Here is a 15,448-nt window from a genome sequence, read left to right as displayed (position 1 = left end):
GAATTGATTGAACGGCACGGTAATCCCGTGCCGTTTTTGTATGCGAGAGGGCGAGATGATCAGAAGAATTCACTCGGGCGGAGAATACGAGAAGAAGGTGGGGTACTGCCGTGCGGTTGTGGCGAACGGGTTCGTATTCGTCGCGGGAACCTGTGCGCAGGGCGATGAAATTCCCAAAGATATCGTGGGCCAGTGCAAATCGTCTCTGGACGCGATTGATAAGGCACTGGCCGAGGCAGGGGCGAGCTTCTCTGACATCGTGCGGGTGAATTACTACTTGCCGGATATGTCGGAATTTGAACAATGCTGGCCTTTGTTGAAAGAGGCTTTTGGAGCTAATCCTCCGGCTGCGACCGTCATCGAGTGCAATCTGATCACGCCAGAAGACCGGATTGAGATCGAAGTCACGGCTGCATTGCCGGAAAAACGCTGATACGACACCGCACACTGGACCTTGGGCTGGCTTTGGGTCATATCTGCAGCAACGGAATTGTCGGAGGGACCCGATGGGCATTCTGAACACTTTTTTGCGCGCCGTAACCTGGTGGAATGGCGCCACCCTGAACACGCAGATTTTTACCGCGCGCAAGGGCGTCAAAGTTGGCGAGGATGACGAAGGCAACGTGTTCTACCGCACCGCCGATGACAGCAAACGCTGGGTGATCTTCAATGGCGAGGCAGAGGCCAGCCGGATCGACCCCAACTGGCACGGCTGGTTGCACCGCACGTGGGACGAGCCACCGACAGACAAGCCGCTGCCGCATAAATCCTGGGAAAAACCCCACCAAGAAAATCTCACAGGCACGGCCTTGGCCTATGCGCCCGCCGGGTCCCTGCGTCGCCCCAACCCGGTTGAGCGCAAGGATTACGAGGCCTGGAGCCCGGAATAAACGAGGCAAATTATGTCGACCCATAACATGACCGAAGTCCTGGTGGGCGGGGCCGTTCTGGCCTGTGCTGTCGCGTTTGGCGTTTATGCCAGCCAGTCCACAGGACTGTCGCAAAGCCACACGGGCTATGAACTTGGCGCATCGTTCCGGTCGCTTGAAGGTGTTGGCGTGGGAACAGATGTGCGGCTGGCGGGGGTCAAGATCGGGACAGTGACCGGCGTGACGCTGAATGCGGACACCTACCGTGCTGATACCAGCTTTTCTGTCGCGGATGGCATTCTGATCCCCGATGACAGCGCTGTGGTGATCTCGTCCGAAGGCCTGCTGGGCGGCAATTTTGTCGAGGTTATGCCCGGCGGATCGCCATTCTATTTTGAGGCCGGGGATCAAATCGAGGATACGCAAGGCGCGGTCAGCCTGATCTCGTTACTGGTCAAGTTCGTGGCCGGGGACGGCGGCGAATGATCCGCCTCGCGCTGATGGCCCTGTTGCTGACTGCATCGGGTGCGACCGCTCAGCAAAAAGTAGAGTCGGGCCCCGGAGCGATGTTGCGGGGGCTGGATAAGGTCAGCGGCCAGACGTTGGATGTCGAAATAAACTCGGGCGATACCGAAACCGTATTCGGTTTGGACGTGGCGCTGGGGGATTGCCGTTATCCTGTGGACAACCCGACCGGTGATGCCTTTGCCTATCTGACGATCTGGGAACAAGACAAGTCCGAGCAGCTGTTCGATGGTTGGATGATCGCCACTTCGCCAGCACTGAATGCCCTGGACCATGCGCGCTATGATGTCTGGGTGATCCGCTGTATGACCCCCTGAGGGGTTTGCATCAGGTCAGCGGTGAAATCCGCGCTCAGATCAAGGGCCTGGCTTAGTTCTGAATGATAGGCTGCCCGAGAGATTTCTATCGCCCCCAGCGAGGCGAGATGGGCCGTCAGGAATTGCGTATCGAACAAGGTAAAACCCGTCCGGCGCAAGCGGTCTATCAGATAGGCCAGTGCGATCTTTGACGCATCCGTTTGTCGCGAGAACATGCTTTCGCCAAAGAACGCAGCCCCCAAAGCAATGCCATAAATGCCGCCGACCAGCGTGCCCCCATCCCACACCTCGAGTGAATGCGCCCGGCCGTTTTGATGCAGCGAGCGGTAGAGCCCGCGCAATTCAGAGTTGATCCAGGTATCGATCCGGTCGGCGCAGCCATCGACCACCCCGTCAAAATTCTGATTGATGGTGATCACGTAGCCGCAGCGCCGCATCCGTCGGGCAAGGCTGCGAGAAATGTGAAACCCGTCAAGCGGAAACACGCCGCGAAATTTGGGGTCGACCCAGAAAAGTTCAGGGTCATCGCGATGTTCGGCCATCGGAAATATGCCGATGGAGTATCCGTGTAACAAAAGTTCCGGGGACAGGCTCATGCCGTGGGCGTTGAGACCAGAGGGCGCAGGCCCCCCGGTCCTTGTGCTTTACTGGGCCATATTCTCCGCAAGCCAGTGCTCCAGCCAGTGGATGTTATAGTCGCCGCTGTGAAGATCCGGTTCCTGCAGCAGCGCGTGGAACAGGGGTACGGTGGTGTCGATACCATCGACGATCAATTCGCCCAAAGCGCGTTCAAGACGCGCCAGAGCTTCAGCCCGGTCACGACCCTGAACGATTAGCTTGGCGATCAGCGAGTCATAGTAGGGCGGGATCGAATAGCCGTCATAAAGCGCTGAATCCATTCGAACACCCAAACCGCCCGGCGCGTGATAGGCCGAGATCTTGCCCGGACAGGGCGAGAAATTGGGCAGCTTTTCCGCGTTGATCCGAACCTCGATCGCGTGGCCATTGATCTCAAGATCGTCCTGACCAAAGGACATGTCCTCGCCTGCGGCGACGCGGATCTGCTCGCGTACCAGATCGACGCCGAAAATGCCTTCGGTTACAGGGTGTTCCACCTGCAGGCGGGTGTTCATTTCGATGAAGTAGAACTCGCCGTTTTCGTACAGGAACTCGATGGTACCTGCGCCGATATAGTTGATCTTGGCAACCGCATCTGCACAGACCTTGCCGATCTTGGCACGTTCTTCTGGCGTTATGCAGGGGCCGGGGGCCTCTTCGAACACCTTCTGGTGGCGGCGTTGCAGGGAACAATCCCGTTCACCCAGATGCACAGCCTTGCCTTTGCCGTCGCCAAAGACCTGAATCTCGATATGGCGCGGCGTGGTCAGGTATTTCTCGATATAGACCTCGTCATTGCCAAAGGCGGCTTTGCCTTCGGCCCGAGCTGTCATGAACGCGCTTTCCATTTCATCCGCGCTCATCGCAACTTTCATGCCGCGACCGCCGCCGCCTGCAGTGGCTTTGATGATGACGGGATAACCGAATTCCTCGCCGATGCGCTTGGCTTCTTCCAGCGTGGGAACGCCGCCGTCCGAACCCGGAACGCAAGGAACACCCAGTTCTTTCATGGTGTCCTTGGCGGTGATCTTGTCGCCCATCACTCGGATGTGCTCGGCGGTGGGGCCGATGAATGTGATGCCGTGGTCTTCGACGATCTGCACAAACTCGGCATTCTCGGACAAAAAGCCATAGCCGGGATGGATCGCCTGTGCTCCGGTAATCTCACAGGCCGAGATGATGGCGGGCACCGACAGATAACTTTGCGGGCTGGGCGGGGGGCCGATACACACCGATTCGTCGGCCATACGCACATGCATTGCGTCGCTATCGGCGGTGGAATGGACGGCAACCGTCTTTATCCCCATCTCGCGCGCAGCGCGGATGACGCGCAGGGCGATCTCGCCTCGGTTGGCAATCAGGATTTTGTCGAACATGGGCCTGCCTTATTCAACGATGACCAGAGGCGTGCCGAATTCCACGGCATCGCCATCCGCGACGAGAATGCGCTTGATGGTGCCCGATTTGGGCGCGTGGATGTGGTTCATGGTCTTCATCGCTTCGACGATCAGCAGCGTGTCGCCTTCGGATACGGATGCGCCGACGCTGATGAACGATGGTGCACCCGGTTCGGGCTGCATGTAGACCGTACCGACCATGGGCGAAGTTACAGCGCCGGGGTGACTGGCGGGATCGTCCATCGCCGCCGGAGCTTCGGTCGCAGCAGGGGCCGCGGCGGGTGCGGGTGCTGCAGGAGCCGCCGCAGGGACGGCCACCTGAACCGGTGCGGCGACGGTCTGCGACATTCGGCTCACGCGTACGTTCAGGCTGTCTTCCTCGCCATACTCACGCTTGACCTGCAACTCGGTCAGGTCGTTTTCGCGCAGCAATTCGGCCAGTGCCTTGATGAACGCGACATCCGCTTCGTGTTTGGTATCTGTCATGAGTGTCCTCGAAGGTTCCCCTTTGGCCCATCTGTTTCACGCGGGCTTTGGTCTGATTACGCTGCGTTATAAGCTAAGCGCCCGGTCATGAAAAGCGCCGTTTGGCCCTGAAAAGCAGGGGTTTTATCTGTCGCGATTGCAGTTGATTCCTGTCACAACGGCATTCCCGACAGTTTGGCCACCAATTCGGGCAGTTTGCGCGCCCCGAATTTTTCCAAAAGACGTGCGCGATAGGCCTCGATGGTGCGGTAGCTCAACCCCAGTTCAACGCCGATCTCTTTGGCGGACAACCCCCGGCATGAGAGGATCGCCACCTCGCGTTCGCGAGTGGTCAGTTCGACCAACGGGCGTTCCTCCGAGATGTCCGAAAAGCTCCAGATACCGTGCCGGAACGGATCGTCAGGGGTCAGGGACCGGCCCCGGGCGCGGCACCAGAACAGATCGCCATTGCGCCGTCGCATGACCCGTTCATCCGAGTAATACCCGGTGTCCCGCATCACCTGCAGGCTGCGCGCACCGATGCGTTCCCAATCGGCGACCGAGGGATAAAGATGCAGCAAAGGCATGTTGCGATATTCGCTCTCTTCCCCGCCGAAGGTCCGCGCAAACTGCAGATTGCAGCGGCGAATGATCCGGTTTTCCAGCTCGACAAGGCCGATGGGCGCGTATTCGAAGGCGGGGTCGCTCATATACCTATGATGATGCGTATTTCCGTGAAAGAGAAGGGGCGGGTTGGACAATAGCAGGGGGCCGCGTCTTTGACTTTGTTAAGGATGTAAAGTTGCGTTGAAAAGTGCGTGGTAACAGGCGATAATTGAGTGCTTATTCTGAAAACCGGCAGCCATCCAGCAGCGAAAGGCCGATCATGCGCAACATTCTGACCGGCAGCAGGATACGTGAAAGGCGCCAGATTTCCGGTTTGCGACAGGCTGAACTGGCGCGTCAGGTCGGCATTTCGGCCTCATACCTGAACCTGATCGAACACAACCGTCGCCGGATTGGCGGCAAGCTGCTGGTTGATATTGCGGGGGCTTTGTCGGTCGAGCCGTCTTTGCTGACGCAGGGGATCGAAGAGACCCTGATCTCGGCCCTGCGCGAGGCTGCGGCGGATGCCGTTGGCCAGCACGCTGAACTGGACGGGCTAGAGGAGTTTGCAGGGCGCTTTCCCGGCTGGTCGGGCGTACTGGCGCAGATGCACCGCCGGGTTGTGTCGCTGGAACGCACCGTCGAAACCCTTTCAGACCGCTTGACCCACGATCCGCATCTGGCGGCCTCGATGCACGAGGTGCTATCGACTGCAGCCGCTATTCGCTCGACAGCTGCCATTCTGGCCGAGCCGGGAGAAATCGATGCGGAATGGCGGGATCGGTTTCACCGAAATTTGCATCAGGATGCCGAGCGGCTTGCCGAAAGTTCGAAAGCGCTGGTGACGTATCTTGATGACAGTGAGGGGCAGGGTGATCTGAAAGGCGCGCCCTTGGATGCGGTCGAGGCATTTTTTGCAGCTAATGATTTTCATTTTCCCGATCTCGAATCGGGCGCAGGCGTGGGCGACATCCCCTTGGGGGCGCTGGATAATGTGTCGGCACAGTCGGTGGCATCAGACCTTCTGAGGCTTTACGTGGCTGATGCTCAGGCGCTGCCGCTTGAGGATCTGAAAGCCGCTTTGGGTCCGTCCGCACCTGACCCCCTGGTGCTTGCCAACAGGTTCTCGGTGGACTTGGCGACCGTACTGCGCCGTTTGGCTGTTCTGCCCGAAGGTGTGTTGCCGAAACCTGCGGGTCTTGCGATTTGTGACGCGTCGGGCAGCTTGCTGTTTTTCAAGCCGGCGCCGGGGTTTGCGTTGCCTCGCCACGGAGATGCGTGCCCGCTTTGGCCCGTATTCACTGCGCTGAACCGACCGCTGGTGCCGATCCATAAACGGGTTGTGCAACGGGGGCGGACAGCGGCAGAGTTCGATTGCTACGCCGTCGCTTGGCCGCAGCCTGCCGAAACCTTCGGGGCTGACCCGGTTTATAGGTCCGTCATGCTGGTGCTTCCGACTGATGATGAGACGTCAGTGACTGGTCAATCCGCTCTGCCGGTGGGAATCAGTTGTCGCATCTGCCCGAAAACAGGGTGTTCTTCGCGGCGCGAGCCGTCGATTCTGAGCGAAGGTTTTTGACAGTTTCCGCGCATCGCGCGTAACCTGTTCGCGACGGGTAGCCGTATGTGTGACCGGTCATGGGGAGGAATTGCAAACATGAGCCGCAAGGTTCTGCTGATAGAGGATGAGCCTAACATATCCGAGGCGATCCGATTTCTGCTGACCCGCGAGGGGTGGCAAGTCGAAACACATGCCGATGGGGCAAACGCGGTCGAGGTGATTGTGGCCGAACAGCCGGATCTGGTGATACTGGACGTAATGCTGCCGGGCAAAAGCGGCATGGACATACTGCGCGATCTGCGAGAGCTGTCTGACATGCAGGGCTTGCCGGTGCTGATGCTGACTGCTCGGGGGCAATCCCGTGACCGGGACATGGCCGAGAAGGCTGGTGTCAGCCGCTTTATGACCAAACCGTTTTCCAATACCGAAGTGTTGACGGCGGTACGGGACCTACATGCGCAGGCGACCCGGTCATGACTGCGCCTGACGAGGACGGACCCCGGCGTCCTTCGGTTTTCCTTGAGAGGCAAAGCTATCGCAGGCGCAGGCTGATGGATGCAGCACGCCTGCTGCCGATTCTAGGGGCCGCGATGATTGCTCTGCCCCTGCTGTGGCCTGATGAAAGCGGCGGCGATGGGGCTGTGCCCCTGTCAGCTGCGATGTTTTATATCTTCGTCTGCTGGGCTGTGCTGATCCTGATCAGCGTGGTGTTCGGATTTGCCGCTAAACGTCTGGCCGCGAGCGAGGAACAAGAGCCCGAGGCGGATACATGGCAACGCTGAACGTCCTGATACTGGTGTGTCTGGGCTATGTCGTGTTGCTGTTTGGTGTGGCGTTTGCCGCGGATCGTCTGGCGGTGGCGGGGCGTGGCAAATGGTTGCGTTCGCCGCTTGTTTACACGCTGTCGCTGTCCATCTACTGCACCGCCTGGACCTTTTACGGCGCGGTCGGCAATGCGGCGCGGTCGGGGCTGGAATTTGTGACGATCTATCTGGGACCGACCTTGGTGATGGTTGGCTGGTGGTGGGGGCTACGCAAACTGGTCCGGGTCGGGCGTAGTCAGCGCGTGACTTCAATTGCTGACTTGATCTCATCGCGTTATGGCAAATCCAATACGCTGGCGATTTGCGTGACAATCCTGGCTGTTGTCGGGGGCACGCCCTATATCGCGCTTCAACTACAATCGATTACCCTGTCGTTTTCCATATTTGCCGAGGCCGATCCCGCCGGGCTTTACCGGCAGGGATCGAGTGTGTTCTGGATGGCCGCGGGGCTTGCGGTTTTTGCCATCCTGTTCGGAACCCGAAATCTGGACGCGAATGAGCGTCACCACGGTGTGGTCACGGCCATCGCGCTTGAATCCGTGGTCAAACTGTTTGCGTTGCTTGCTGTGGGCATCTTTGTGGTTTGGGGCGTCGCCGGTGGTGTGGTCCCGATGATGGAGCGCATCGATGCCTCAGAGATTGGTCAGTGGAACATCGATGCCAGTCGCTGGACCACATTCACCTTTCTGTCGGCGGCGGCTTTCATCTGCCTGCCGCGCATGTTTCAGGTCATGGTTGTCGAGAACGCGGATGAAAGCCATTTGCGAACCGCCGCCTGGGCCTTTCCGCTTTACCTTTTGCTGATGAGCCTGTTTGTGGTTCCCATCGCGGTGATCGGACTGGATCTGATGCCCGAAGGGGCCAACCCGGACCTGTTTGTCCTGACGGTTCCCTTGTCTCAGGGCAATGATTGGTTGGCGATGCTGTCGTTCATCGGCGGCTTTTCGTCGGCAACGTCGATGGTGATCGTGACGGCTATGGCCTTGTCAACAATGGTGTCGAACCATGTCGTCATGCCGATCTGGCTGAACACCAAAGAGACCTCGGCCTCGGTATCGGGCGATGTCAGGACAATCGTGCTGATTGCGCGCAGGGTGTCCATCGCGGTGATCATGGCGTTGGGGTATTTCTATTATCGAATATCCGGTGGCGGGGCGGCGCTGGCCTCGATCGGATTGGTGGCCTTTGCGGGTATTTCCCAGATTCTGCCAGCGCTGGTGGGCGGGCTGTTCTGGCGGGGAGCCACGCGGACTGGGGCGCTGGTCGGACTGAGCATTGGTTTTGTTTTGTGGATTTACACGTTGTTGCTGCCGGGGTTGGGAGGCGGGATCATTCCGCTATCCGTTATTCAGGACGGCCCATTTGGCTGGGGCTGGTTTCGCCCGCAGGCCCTGTTTGGGATCGAAGGGATCGATCCGCTGGTTCATTCAGTGATGTGGTCCTTGTCGCTGAACACCATCGGGTTCTGCATCGCCTCGGTGCTGAGTTTTCCAAGCCCGCTGGAACGTTTGCAGGGCGCACAGTTTGTCAACGTCTTTGATCATTCCGCAGCGCCACAGGGCTGGACCGGGTCGGTGGCCCAAAGCGAAGACCTGATGATCATGACACAGCGCATTCTGGGAACCGTCCCGGCGCAGGAGTTTTTTCAGGCCGAGGTCGAGCGGCAAAACGGGCGCGCCGGTCGGCTGCCTGAACCTACGCCCGGTTTCCTGCAACGGCTGGAACGGGAACTCAGCGGTTCTGTCGGGGCCGCGACGGCCCATGCGATGATCGGCCAGATCGTCGGCGGGTCGTCGGTGTCGGTTGAGGATCTGCTGGCGGTGGCCGACGAGTCTGCGCAACTGTTGGAGTATTCCAGCCAGCTTGAAGTCAAATCAACCGAACTGAGCCGCACGGCCCGCCAGTTGCGCGAAGCGAATACGAAGCTGACTCAGGTCTCGGCGCAAAAGGACGATTTTCTCAGTCAGGTCAGTCATGAGCTGCGCACCCCGATGACCTCGATCAGGGCGTTTTCTGAAATCATGCGCGATACACATGGTCTGAACCCGGAAGAGCAGACGCGCTTTGCCGCGATTATCCATGATGAGGCGTTGCGGCTGACCCGGCTGCTGGATGATCTGCTGGATCTCAGCGTTCTGGAAAGCGGCGAGGTCAGTCTGAATATGGGGGATGGCAGTCTGGATGCGGTGCTGGACCGGGCCGTTTCGACTGCATTGGCCGGTGACAGCAAGGCGCTCGACGTGCGACGCGCCCGTTCGGGCGAACGCATTCAGTTGCACACTGATCTGGATCGGCTGGGTCAGGTGTTCATCAACCTGATATCAAACGCACAGAAATATTGCGATGCGCCCGAGCCGGTCCTGACTATCTCGAGCCATGATGTCGGCGGTCAGTTGGTGATAGACTTTGTCGACAATGGCAGCGGCATCCCGCCCGAGGCACAAGCCATGGTGTTCGAGAAGTTTGCCCGTGTCGGATCGGACAAGGCCGGCGGGGCCGGGCTGGGACTGGCCATCTGCCGCGAGATCATGCAGCGCCTTGGTGGGGATGTGATCTATTTGCCTGGTCAGGGGGGTGCCGCATTTCGGGTTAGCCTGCCTCTGGCGTATCGTCAGGCGGCGCAGTGATACGACCATAAAGACATTCGTAACCGGCTGTGCGCTAAACCGGGCAAGGGATCAGGGTTTAACGGCGATTCGGGGCCATGACACAGCAGATCAATGCCGCGCTGACGCGCAAACTGACAGCCGGACAAAACGGGGCAGGTGCCTCGCGTTCGGTGTTGCGGGCGTTGCGGCTTGCTCTGGCACGGGCTGCTGACGAGTGTCTGAGCCTGCCCCTGACCGTGATCGGGGCGAAACAGTCCACGCGCGCACCGGGTGAACTGAATTCAGTGATCGACGACGACTGGCTGCATTTGGTGTTCACCTCGGATCAGGGCGCTGTGGCGATCTGTCTGGACCCGGGATGTGTGTCTGCGATCGTGCAGCAGCAAACGATCGGTGGCGTCATGGAGGATACTCCTCCGCCGCGTTCGTTTACGGATACGGACGCAGCGATGACCGTGCCTCTGGCCGAGGGGCTGTTCCGGCGTGTGCAGAAATTGCTCGAGTCACCTGCAGATCTGGCTTGTTTTTCAGGGTCAGAGTTCGCCTCGCGAATGGCGGATATTCGAAGCCTTGCTTTGGGCCTGATTGATGACTCGTATCAGGTGTTTGAATTGACAGTCGAATTCGCCGGTGGTGCGCGGCAGGGGCAAATCTGTCTGCTACTGCCCGAGCCGACGATGCCGGACGATGATGGCGCCAATGAAGCCACGGATCAGGGGCCTAGACTGGATCGCGCGGCGGGTGTGATCCGGGCCGAGTTGCATTCGGTTATCTGCCGTTTGTCGCCCTCGCTGGCCGATCTGTCCGACTTGCGGGTCGGGGACGTGTTGCCGTTGACCGGGGCCAGACTGGATCGCACCGAGATCACGACACTCGATAGCAGACGCGTGGCTGTGGGGCGGTTGGGGCAATGCGGCGGTATGCGCGCCGTTCGCATCAATGAACACTCGGCAGGGCCAATCGCTGCAGCTGAGATCGGGCAGGCTTTTCTGGAAGGCGCGACCACAGGTTCAATGGGCACAAGCGCGGATATAACCACAGCCGTCGACACCGAAGCGGAGATGCCATTATCTACCGAACCTAGCACCAAGCTTGAAAAAGAAGTGGTGATCGGAAGTTCGGATCAGATAGTGGCCGAAATCTCTCAATTGGCGGGTCTGAACACCGACCCAGACAGGGTGCCTTAGAATGGGGTCAGCCTTGAGGTTTTTGCATCTGTTCAAGGGTGGGGCGCAAGCCGGCCAGATCGTACCCGGCTTTGGTCGTTGCATCCAGAATCTCATCCGCGCTCAGGGTTTCGCACTGTCCAAGCGCCCAGACCACCGAACACCGCGTCCCCGAGGCGCAATAGGCAAGCACGGGGCCCGCGCAGCTTTCGGCCAGATCCTTTTGGCGGGCGACATTTTCCGGGGTCATGGTCTGGTGTGTCAGTTCCAGCACTTCGTATTCCATCCCGGCGGCGATGACCGCTGACCCGATCGCGTCGGACTGCAGGTCCAAGGGCACTTCGGTATTGGGGCGGTTGCAGATCACCTTGACAAAACCTGCGGCGGCGATGGCTGGAACGTCGTCGACCGTGATCTGGGGCGAGACGGAGTAGCGGGGGGTAATCTGACGAATCTCCATGATGTTTGCTTAGGCCGCGTTTGCTGTTCTGTCCAGTTGGGCACCCAGCTTTGGGGCTGCAATCATGCCCGCGATCATGGCAATCAGGAACACAATGCCGTTAACCCCGCCATAGCTGAGCGACGCCATCGCTGGCCCGGGGCACAATCCGGCCAATGCCCAGCCCATGCCAAACAGGATCGAACCCACCGCCAGACGACGGTCAAGCTCGACCCGGGGCGGGGCGGGGAAACGCCCACCGATCAAAGGCATTCTGCCGCGTGTCAGGCGCCAGGCAACCAGCATCGGGAGGATTGCCCCTGCCATGACAAAGGCGAGGGTTGGATCCCAGTTGCCGAATATATCCAGCCATCCCTGCACCTTTGTGGTGTCCGTCATTCCCGAAATCAAAAGCCCGGTGCCAAACAGCGAACCGGCGATAAAAGCAAGCAGGTTGCGCATCAAATCAACCCCCAGACGTGGCGCAGCAGGGCCAGTGTCAGTGCTCCGGCCAGAATGTAGATCACTGTGGCCACGATCCCGCGCGGCGAGAACCGCGAGATACCGCAAACACCGTGGCCCGAGGTGCACCCGTTGGCGACACGCGTTCCGACACCGACCAGAAGCCCGGCGAGGATTACCACCGTGATGTTGCTGGTCAGGTGCGTCTGTGCTTCGGGCGCGATGAGAGGCCGCAGAAGCAGCGGCATTCCGATCAGGCCGATGATAAAGACAACGCGCTCGGTCCTGACGTCGCGTGGCCCGCGTTCCAGCAGGCCGCCAAGAATGCCGCTGGCCCCCATAATGCGACCGTTGCCAAGCAGAAACACCGCCGCCCCGCATCCGATCAGCAACCCGCCGATCAGGCCCCAAATCCATTCCATGTTCATATCGTTTACCTCTGACCGTCGACCGTTACAGCTTGTTGATCGGCAGCTTCATCATGATGTCACCATGTTCGTCGGCAGGTGGCATCTGGCCCGCCCGCATGTTCACCTGTAGCGAAGGCAGGATCAGGCGCGGCATGGACAGCGTTGCATCACGAGAGTCGCGCAGCTCGACAAATTCCTCGATGCTGCGGCCCTGACCGATATGGATGTTGAGCGCCTTTTGCTCGCCCACTGTGGTTTCCCACGCGTATTCGTCGCGACCCGGGGCCTTGTAGTCATGCCCGACATAGATCCGCGTCTCGTCCGGTAGCGAGAGGATTTTCTGGATCGATTCATACAGCTTTGCCGACGATCCGCCCGGAAAATCGCACCGTGCAGTTCCGAAATCCGGCATGAACAGCGTATCTCCGACAAACGCCGCATCGCCGATGACATAGGTCAGACATGCCGGGGTATGCCCGGGCGTATGCAGAACATCCCCGCGCATTTGGCCAATGTGAAAGCTGTCGCCCTCGGAAAACAACGCATCGAACTGGCTGCCATCCCTCTGGAATTCGGTCCCTTCGTTGAACACTTTCCCGAACGTGTCCTGAATCACCACGATATTTTCACCAATGCCGATCTTGCCACCCAGTTCCTGTTGCAGATAGGGGGCCGCGGACAGGTGATCGGCGTGGACATGGCTTTCCAGAATCCAGACAACGTTCAGGCCGTTTTCCTTCACATAGCCAATGATCTGATCGGCCGCCTGTGTGCCCGTGCGCCCAGATGCGTGGTCAAAATCCAGCACGCTGTCGATGATAGCACAGGCCGTGCCCTCGGGCTCCTGAACCACATAAGACACCGTGAATGTCTGCTGGTCGAAGAAAGCTTTCACTTTGGGTGTCATTGGGTCCTCCGTCAGGCCGTGTTCACATATTAATAGTGGAATGTGAGAGCATTTCAATTCACGATTTGATGTAGATTAAGGCCCCTCATGCGGATTTTGCGTAAGAACCAGCCGATGGGTTCAGTCTGCGCGATATTTTGCTGCAAGCAACCCAATTTTGTGAGACGTTCATGAAGTCTCATGTTGGTCTTAATGTTGTTACTTATATCAGGCACAGTCGCACTATGTGGGAGGAAGCAGATGACAGCTCAGGATCTCTATTTCGAGGCGGAAAAGCTCGAGCAGAAATTAAACGGTGCTTGCTTGGATACGCGTCTGGCCCTGCAACCTAATGTTAGCAGGGTTCTTGATCGTATGCGGGCACAGGGCGTTCAGATACCGTCGCGATTGCGGCGGCTGGATGCGGCCTTGTGCGAAGACGCGATCGAAGCGCAGTTTGACAATATGCCTGTATGAAAAGCTTGGTCATCCAAAGGCGATGCCAAGGATGACCAGCATCAGCCCCAGCACTGACAAAAACAACGACGCCAGATTCCAGGGCAGAACGCCCTGAACCACAGCGCGCAGTTCGTCATCCGAAAGACCGGCCTTGCGTGCCTTCATGACGCGCAGAATGCACCAGACAAGACCGATCAACCCGGCCATCGACAGGGCGGCCCCGCCCCAGACGATTATGTCGAACATGGCTTTTCCCGCGCCTTTTCCAAAGTTCAACCGCGCTTAGCGGATCATTGCCTAGGGCACAAGCCTGCCGGAGGGATTGTCCGCTTGCGCCTCGCGCGGGGGCGATGTATCCGGCACCTTGCCCGATGACCTCGGATCACATTTTCAGCCTTGGGAGAGACGCAGATGGAAGACATCACCGAAGATCAGGCCGCAGCCAACTATCGTGTAACAGCCGGCGAGCTGCGCCAGTTCATCGAACGGTTCGAGCGTCTTGAGGCGGAAAAGAAAGACATCGCGGATCAGCAAAAGGAAGTCATGGCCGAGGCGAAAGCGCGTGGCTACGACACCAAGGTGATGCGCAAGGTGGTCGCACTTCGCAAACGTGACAAAGATGACATTGCCGAAGAAGAGGCGGTGCTTGAAATGTACAAAGAGGCGCTGGGCATGTAGCCCACGCATTGTCAGGGTGTCAGAAAGTGGATGTCCTGCATGTTTTGCAGCACATCCAGATCCTGTTCATACAATTCGGTAAACGCGGCGACGATTTCGTCGCTCCATCCGGGCAGCGCCAGTTCTTCTTCGATGGCGGTCGGATCTGCATGTCTCGCGAAAATCTGCCCCAGATCGGTTCGCAGCGTTGGGCTACCGATGGCGGGTTGACGCTGAATCAGGGTTTCGATTTCATCCCGTCCTTCGTCGGTTAGCAGCGTCGAAAGGAATGAGAACTCCTCATTCAGTGGTGTATCCTCGGGCAGTTCCAGCATGGCCCGAGCGATGTCGCCCCAGATCAGAGGGGAGTCTTCGTTGCTCCACAGCGTGATCTGCACATCAGGCGCAAGATCGCGGATATTGTCGATCATCGTCAGCCAACTGAGGCAACTGATATCGGTTTCCGCCAGAATACGTTGCCGCTCGGGTTCGGATTGGGCCATCAGAGCCTTTGGAATAAAGCTGCCGGGATTGCGAAGCCCGATGAACAACTCCATCTGACAATCGTCGAACATATCGTCCAAATACGCGATACGCTCGCCCGCCAACGGGTAGAATTGCCCGTCCAGAATCGAAGTCTGAATGGCTCCCAAGAAACCGGGTTGAGAGATCACCACCCGGTCTACCGTTTTGTCCTTGGGGATCAGCCTCTGAAACGCTTTGCGTGCATTCAGCGCAGGCTGGCCGAGTTCAAGCTCTTTCAGTGCCGGTCTGAAATACCTTCTGAAGGCGCGTCTGCCAAAGATCGCGCCGTTGTGATTGACCACCGTCTCTTGGTTGGCTTTCAGCAGGCCCAAAAGCCGGTCTTCGTCGGTAAATGCCACGCCTGCGTGGATGACCACCTGCATGTTGTTATCTGCCCCTGCACCCTTAAGCGTACAGACGGGGTTACAACCTGCGCCTGAGACAGTCAAATCTGCCAAAGCCCCATCCGTTGCCGCAGCAGTCACAAAAAAACCTCGCAACGCCAAGACTGCGTCCAATTCGTGCTTGCAGTCCCTGTTCCGAGACAGTAATCGACTGCCAGTGCCCCTATAGCTCAGCTGGTAGAGCAACTGATTTGTAATCAGTAGGTCCGCGGTTCGAGTCCGTGTGGGGGCACCACCTGATACTGATCG

At 58.6% G+C, this 15,448-nt stretch carries 21 protein-coding genes and 1 tRNA gene; 12 read left to right on the top strand and 10 right to left on the bottom strand.

Annotation, left to right across the window (positions count from 1 at the left end):
• Positions 1-55 precede the first annotated feature (55 nt).
• From ACR0FG_RS16405 to ACR0FG_RS16390, 4 genes are all read left to right on the top strand, one after another.
• The gene (locus tag ACR0FG_RS16405) at positions 56-433 is read left to right on the top strand and encodes a RidA family protein (RefSeq protein ID WP_170717034.1); all 378 of its coding nucleotides are present in this window, start codon (positions 56-58) and stop codon (positions 431-433) included.
• 73 nt (positions 434-506) lie between these two features.
• On the top strand, positions 507-890 hold the full coding sequence (locus ACR0FG_RS16400) for an NADH:ubiquinone oxidoreductase subunit NDUFA12 (RefSeq protein ID WP_170717032.1): 384 nt from the start codon (positions 507-509) through the stop codon (positions 888-890).
• A gap of 12 nt (positions 891-902) precedes the next feature.
• Positions 903-1,355 carry an outer membrane lipid asymmetry maintenance protein MlaD gene (mlaD, locus tag ACR0FG_RS16395; protein ID WP_170717031.1) on the top strand — a complete coding sequence of 151 codons (453 nt, stop codon included), beginning with the start codon at positions 903-905 and terminating at the stop codon, positions 1,353-1,355.
• The gene (locus tag ACR0FG_RS16390; RefSeq protein WP_170717028.1) at positions 1,352-1,711 is read left to right on the top strand and encodes a DUF2155 domain-containing protein; all 360 of its coding nucleotides are present in this window, start codon (positions 1,352-1,354) and stop codon (positions 1,709-1,711) included. Before mlaD ends, ACR0FG_RS16390 begins: the two co-directional genes overlap by 4 nt.
• Here ACR0FG_RS16390 and aat read toward each other — a convergent pair.
• From aat to ACR0FG_RS16370, 4 genes are all read right to left on the bottom strand, one after another.
• Entirely contained in the window at positions 1,675-2,307 is a 633-nt protein-coding gene (aat, locus tag ACR0FG_RS16385) for a leucyl/phenylalanyl-tRNA--protein transferase (RefSeq protein WP_480894087.1), read from the bottom strand. The two genes, ACR0FG_RS16390 and aat, sit on opposite strands and share 37 nt — an antisense overlap.
• Positions 2,308-2,355: 48 nt before the next feature.
• A complete protein-coding gene (gene accC / locus ACR0FG_RS16380; protein ID WP_170717024.1) occupies positions 2,356-3,705 on the bottom strand; it encodes an acetyl-CoA carboxylase biotin carboxylase subunit in 1,350 nt (449 codons plus the stop codon).
• 9 nt (positions 3,706-3,714) lie between these two features.
• Complete coding sequence (gene accB, locus ACR0FG_RS16375; RefSeq protein WP_480894086.1) at positions 3,715-4,212, bottom strand: acetyl-CoA carboxylase biotin carboxyl carrier protein; 498 nt, start codon at positions 4,210-4,212, stop codon at positions 3,715-3,717.
• A gap of 152 nt (positions 4,213-4,364) precedes the next feature.
• Positions 4,365-4,901, bottom strand: coding sequence for a LuxR C-terminal-related transcriptional regulator (locus tag ACR0FG_RS16370; RefSeq protein ID WP_480894085.1), 537 nt, complete (start codon positions 4,899-4,901; stop codon positions 4,365-4,367).
• Between the two features lie 176 nt (positions 4,902-5,077).
• Here ACR0FG_RS16370 and ACR0FG_RS16365 point away from each other — a divergent pair, with 176 nt between their 5' ends.
• The 5 genes from ACR0FG_RS16365 (at position 5,078) to ACR0FG_RS16345 (ending at position 10,978) form a co-directional block, all read left to right on the top strand.
• Positions 5,078-6,376, top strand: coding sequence for a short-chain fatty acyl-CoA regulator family protein (locus ACR0FG_RS16365; RefSeq protein ID WP_480894084.1), 1,299 nt, complete (start codon positions 5,078-5,080; stop codon positions 6,374-6,376).
• 78 nt (positions 6,377-6,454) lie between these two features.
• The gene (locus tag ACR0FG_RS16360) at positions 6,455-6,835 is read left to right on the top strand and encodes a response regulator (RefSeq protein ID WP_170717015.1); all 381 of its coding nucleotides are present in this window, start codon (positions 6,455-6,457) and stop codon (positions 6,833-6,835) included.
• Positions 6,832-7,140, top strand: a complete 309-nt coding sequence (locus tag ACR0FG_RS16355) for a hypothetical protein (protein WP_480894083.1) — start codon at positions 6,832-6,834, stop codon at positions 7,138-7,140. The genes ACR0FG_RS16360 and ACR0FG_RS16355 overlap by 4 nt, the downstream gene beginning before the upstream one ends.
• Positions 7,128-9,809 (top strand): ATP-binding protein, encoded by a 2,682-nt coding sequence (locus ACR0FG_RS16350; protein WP_480894082.1) that lies wholly within the window; start codon positions 7,128-7,130, stop codon positions 9,807-9,809. Before ACR0FG_RS16355 ends, ACR0FG_RS16350 begins: the two co-directional genes overlap by 13 nt.
• A gap of 77 nt (positions 9,810-9,886) precedes the next feature.
• The gene (locus ACR0FG_RS16345) at positions 9,887-10,978 is read left to right on the top strand and encodes a FliM/FliN family flagellar motor C-terminal domain-containing protein (RefSeq protein ID WP_480894081.1); all 1,092 of its coding nucleotides are present in this window, start codon (positions 9,887-9,889) and stop codon (positions 10,976-10,978) included.
• Positions 10,979-10,985: 7 nt separating this feature from the next.
• On the opposite strand, the gene ACR0FG_RS16340 is transcribed toward ACR0FG_RS16345, so the two are convergent.
• The 4 genes from ACR0FG_RS16340 to ACR0FG_RS16325 are packed head-to-tail and all read right to left on the bottom strand — an operon-like array spanning position 10,986 to position 13,175.
• Positions 10,986-11,417 carry a protein tyrosine phosphatase family protein gene (locus ACR0FG_RS16340; RefSeq protein WP_480894080.1) on the bottom strand — a complete coding sequence of 144 codons (432 nt, stop codon included), beginning with the start codon at positions 11,415-11,417 and terminating at the stop codon, positions 10,986-10,988.
• Between the two features lie 9 nt (positions 11,418-11,426).
• The gene (locus ACR0FG_RS16335) at positions 11,427-11,858 is read right to left on the bottom strand and encodes a DUF6691 family protein (RefSeq protein ID WP_480894079.1); all 432 of its coding nucleotides are present in this window, start codon (positions 11,856-11,858) and stop codon (positions 11,427-11,429) included.
• The gene (locus ACR0FG_RS16330) at positions 11,858-12,286 is read right to left on the bottom strand and encodes a YeeE/YedE family protein (RefSeq protein WP_480894078.1); all 429 of its coding nucleotides are present in this window, start codon (positions 12,284-12,286) and stop codon (positions 11,858-11,860) included. The genes ACR0FG_RS16335 and ACR0FG_RS16330 overlap by 1 nt, the downstream gene beginning before the upstream one ends.
• Positions 12,287-12,311: 25 nt before the next feature.
• Positions 12,312-13,175, bottom strand: coding sequence for an MBL fold metallo-hydrolase (locus ACR0FG_RS16325; protein ID WP_480894077.1), 864 nt, complete (start codon positions 13,173-13,175; stop codon positions 12,312-12,314).
• A gap of 240 nt (positions 13,176-13,415) precedes the next feature.
• Between ACR0FG_RS16325 and ACR0FG_RS16320 the strand changes: the two genes are divergently transcribed.
• Positions 13,416-13,631: a hypothetical protein gene (locus ACR0FG_RS16320; RefSeq protein ID WP_170716999.1), complete on the top strand. Its 216-nt coding sequence runs from the start codon at positions 13,416-13,418 to the stop codon at positions 13,629-13,631.
• A gap of 9 nt (positions 13,632-13,640) precedes the next feature.
• On the opposite strand, the gene ACR0FG_RS16315 is transcribed toward ACR0FG_RS16320, so the two are convergent.
• The gene (locus tag ACR0FG_RS16315) at positions 13,641-13,859 is read right to left on the bottom strand and encodes a hypothetical protein (protein WP_480894076.1); all 219 of its coding nucleotides are present in this window, start codon (positions 13,857-13,859) and stop codon (positions 13,641-13,643) included.
• A gap of 165 nt (positions 13,860-14,024) precedes the next feature.
• On the opposite strand from ACR0FG_RS16315, the gene ACR0FG_RS16310 reads away from it, so the two are divergent.
• Entirely contained in the window at positions 14,025-14,291 is a 267-nt protein-coding gene (locus tag ACR0FG_RS16310) for a DUF2312 domain-containing protein (protein ID WP_170686114.1), read from the top strand.
• Between the two features lie 11 nt (positions 14,292-14,302).
• Here the strand turns inward: ACR0FG_RS16310 and ACR0FG_RS16305 are convergent, their stop codons facing one another.
• Entirely contained in the window at positions 14,303-15,253 is a 951-nt protein-coding gene (locus ACR0FG_RS16305) for a hypothetical protein (protein ID WP_480894075.1), read from the bottom strand.
• Positions 15,254-15,358: 105 nt separating this feature from the next.
• On the opposite strand from ACR0FG_RS16305, the gene ACR0FG_RS16300 reads away from it, so the two are divergent.
• Positions 15,359-15,434: transfer RNA gene (locus ACR0FG_RS16300), tRNA-Thr, on the top strand.
• Positions 15,435-15,448 lie beyond the last annotated feature (14 nt).

It is taken from the genome of Ruegeria sp. E1 (genome assembly GCF_056534225.1).
This window is presented reverse-complemented; position numbering and strand designations above follow the sequence as displayed.

Excerpts from the sequence above, each read along its gene's own strand:
- ACR0FG_RS16405 (WP_170717034.1), top strand. The coding sequence starts at position 56 with ATGATCAGAAGAATTCACTCGGGCGGAGAATACGAGAAGAAGGTGGGG.
- ACR0FG_RS16400 (WP_170717032.1), top strand. The coding sequence starts at position 507 with ATGGGCATTCTGAACACTTTTTTGCGCGCCGTAACCTGGTGGAATGGC.
- mlaD (WP_170717031.1), top strand. The coding sequence starts at position 903 with ATGTCGACCCATAACATGACCGAAGTCCTGGTGGGCGGGGCCGTTCTG.
- ACR0FG_RS16390 (WP_170717028.1), top strand. The coding sequence starts at position 1,352 with ATGATCCGCCTCGCGCTGATGGCCCTGTTGCTGACTGCATCGGGTGCG.
- aat (WP_480894087.1), bottom strand. The coding sequence starts at position 2,307 with ATGAGCCTGTCCCCGGAACTTTTGTTACACGGATACTCCATCGGCATA.
- accC (WP_170717024.1), bottom strand. The coding sequence starts at position 3,705 with ATGTTCGACAAAATCCTGATTGCCAACCGAGGCGAGATCGCCCTGCGC.
- accB (WP_480894086.1), bottom strand. The coding sequence starts at position 4,212 with ATGACAGATACCAAACACGAAGCGGATGTCGCGTTCATCAAGGCACTG.
- ACR0FG_RS16370 (WP_480894085.1), bottom strand. The coding sequence starts at position 4,901 with ATGAGCGACCCCGCCTTCGAATACGCGCCCATCGGCCTTGTCGAGCTG.
- ACR0FG_RS16365 (WP_480894084.1), top strand. The coding sequence starts at position 5,078 with ATGCGCAACATTCTGACCGGCAGCAGGATACGTGAAAGGCGCCAGATT.
- ACR0FG_RS16360 (WP_170717015.1), top strand. The coding sequence starts at position 6,455 with ATGAGCCGCAAGGTTCTGCTGATAGAGGATGAGCCTAACATATCCGAG.
- ACR0FG_RS16355 (WP_480894083.1), top strand. The coding sequence starts at position 6,832 with ATGACTGCGCCTGACGAGGACGGACCCCGGCGTCCTTCGGTTTTCCTT.
- ACR0FG_RS16350 (WP_480894082.1), top strand. The coding sequence starts at position 7,128 with ATGGCAACGCTGAACGTCCTGATACTGGTGTGTCTGGGCTATGTCGTG.
- ACR0FG_RS16345 (WP_480894081.1), top strand. The coding sequence starts at position 9,887 with ATGACACAGCAGATCAATGCCGCGCTGACGCGCAAACTGACAGCCGGA.
- ACR0FG_RS16340 (WP_480894080.1), bottom strand. The coding sequence starts at position 11,417 with ATGGAGATTCGTCAGATTACCCCCCGCTACTCCGTCTCGCCCCAGATC.
- ACR0FG_RS16335 (WP_480894079.1), bottom strand. The coding sequence starts at position 11,858 with ATGCGCAACCTGCTTGCTTTTATCGCCGGTTCGCTGTTTGGCACCGGG.
- ACR0FG_RS16330 (WP_480894078.1), bottom strand. The coding sequence starts at position 12,286 with ATGAACATGGAATGGATTTGGGGCCTGATCGGCGGGTTGCTGATCGGA.
- ACR0FG_RS16325 (WP_480894077.1), bottom strand. The coding sequence starts at position 13,175 with ATGACACCCAAAGTGAAAGCTTTCTTCGACCAGCAGACATTCACGGTG.
- ACR0FG_RS16320 (WP_170716999.1), top strand. The coding sequence starts at position 13,416 with ATGACAGCTCAGGATCTCTATTTCGAGGCGGAAAAGCTCGAGCAGAAA.
- ACR0FG_RS16315 (WP_480894076.1), bottom strand. The coding sequence starts at position 13,859 with ATGTTCGACATAATCGTCTGGGGCGGGGCCGCCCTGTCGATGGCCGGG.
- ACR0FG_RS16310 (WP_170686114.1), top strand. The coding sequence starts at position 14,025 with ATGGAAGACATCACCGAAGATCAGGCCGCAGCCAACTATCGTGTAACA.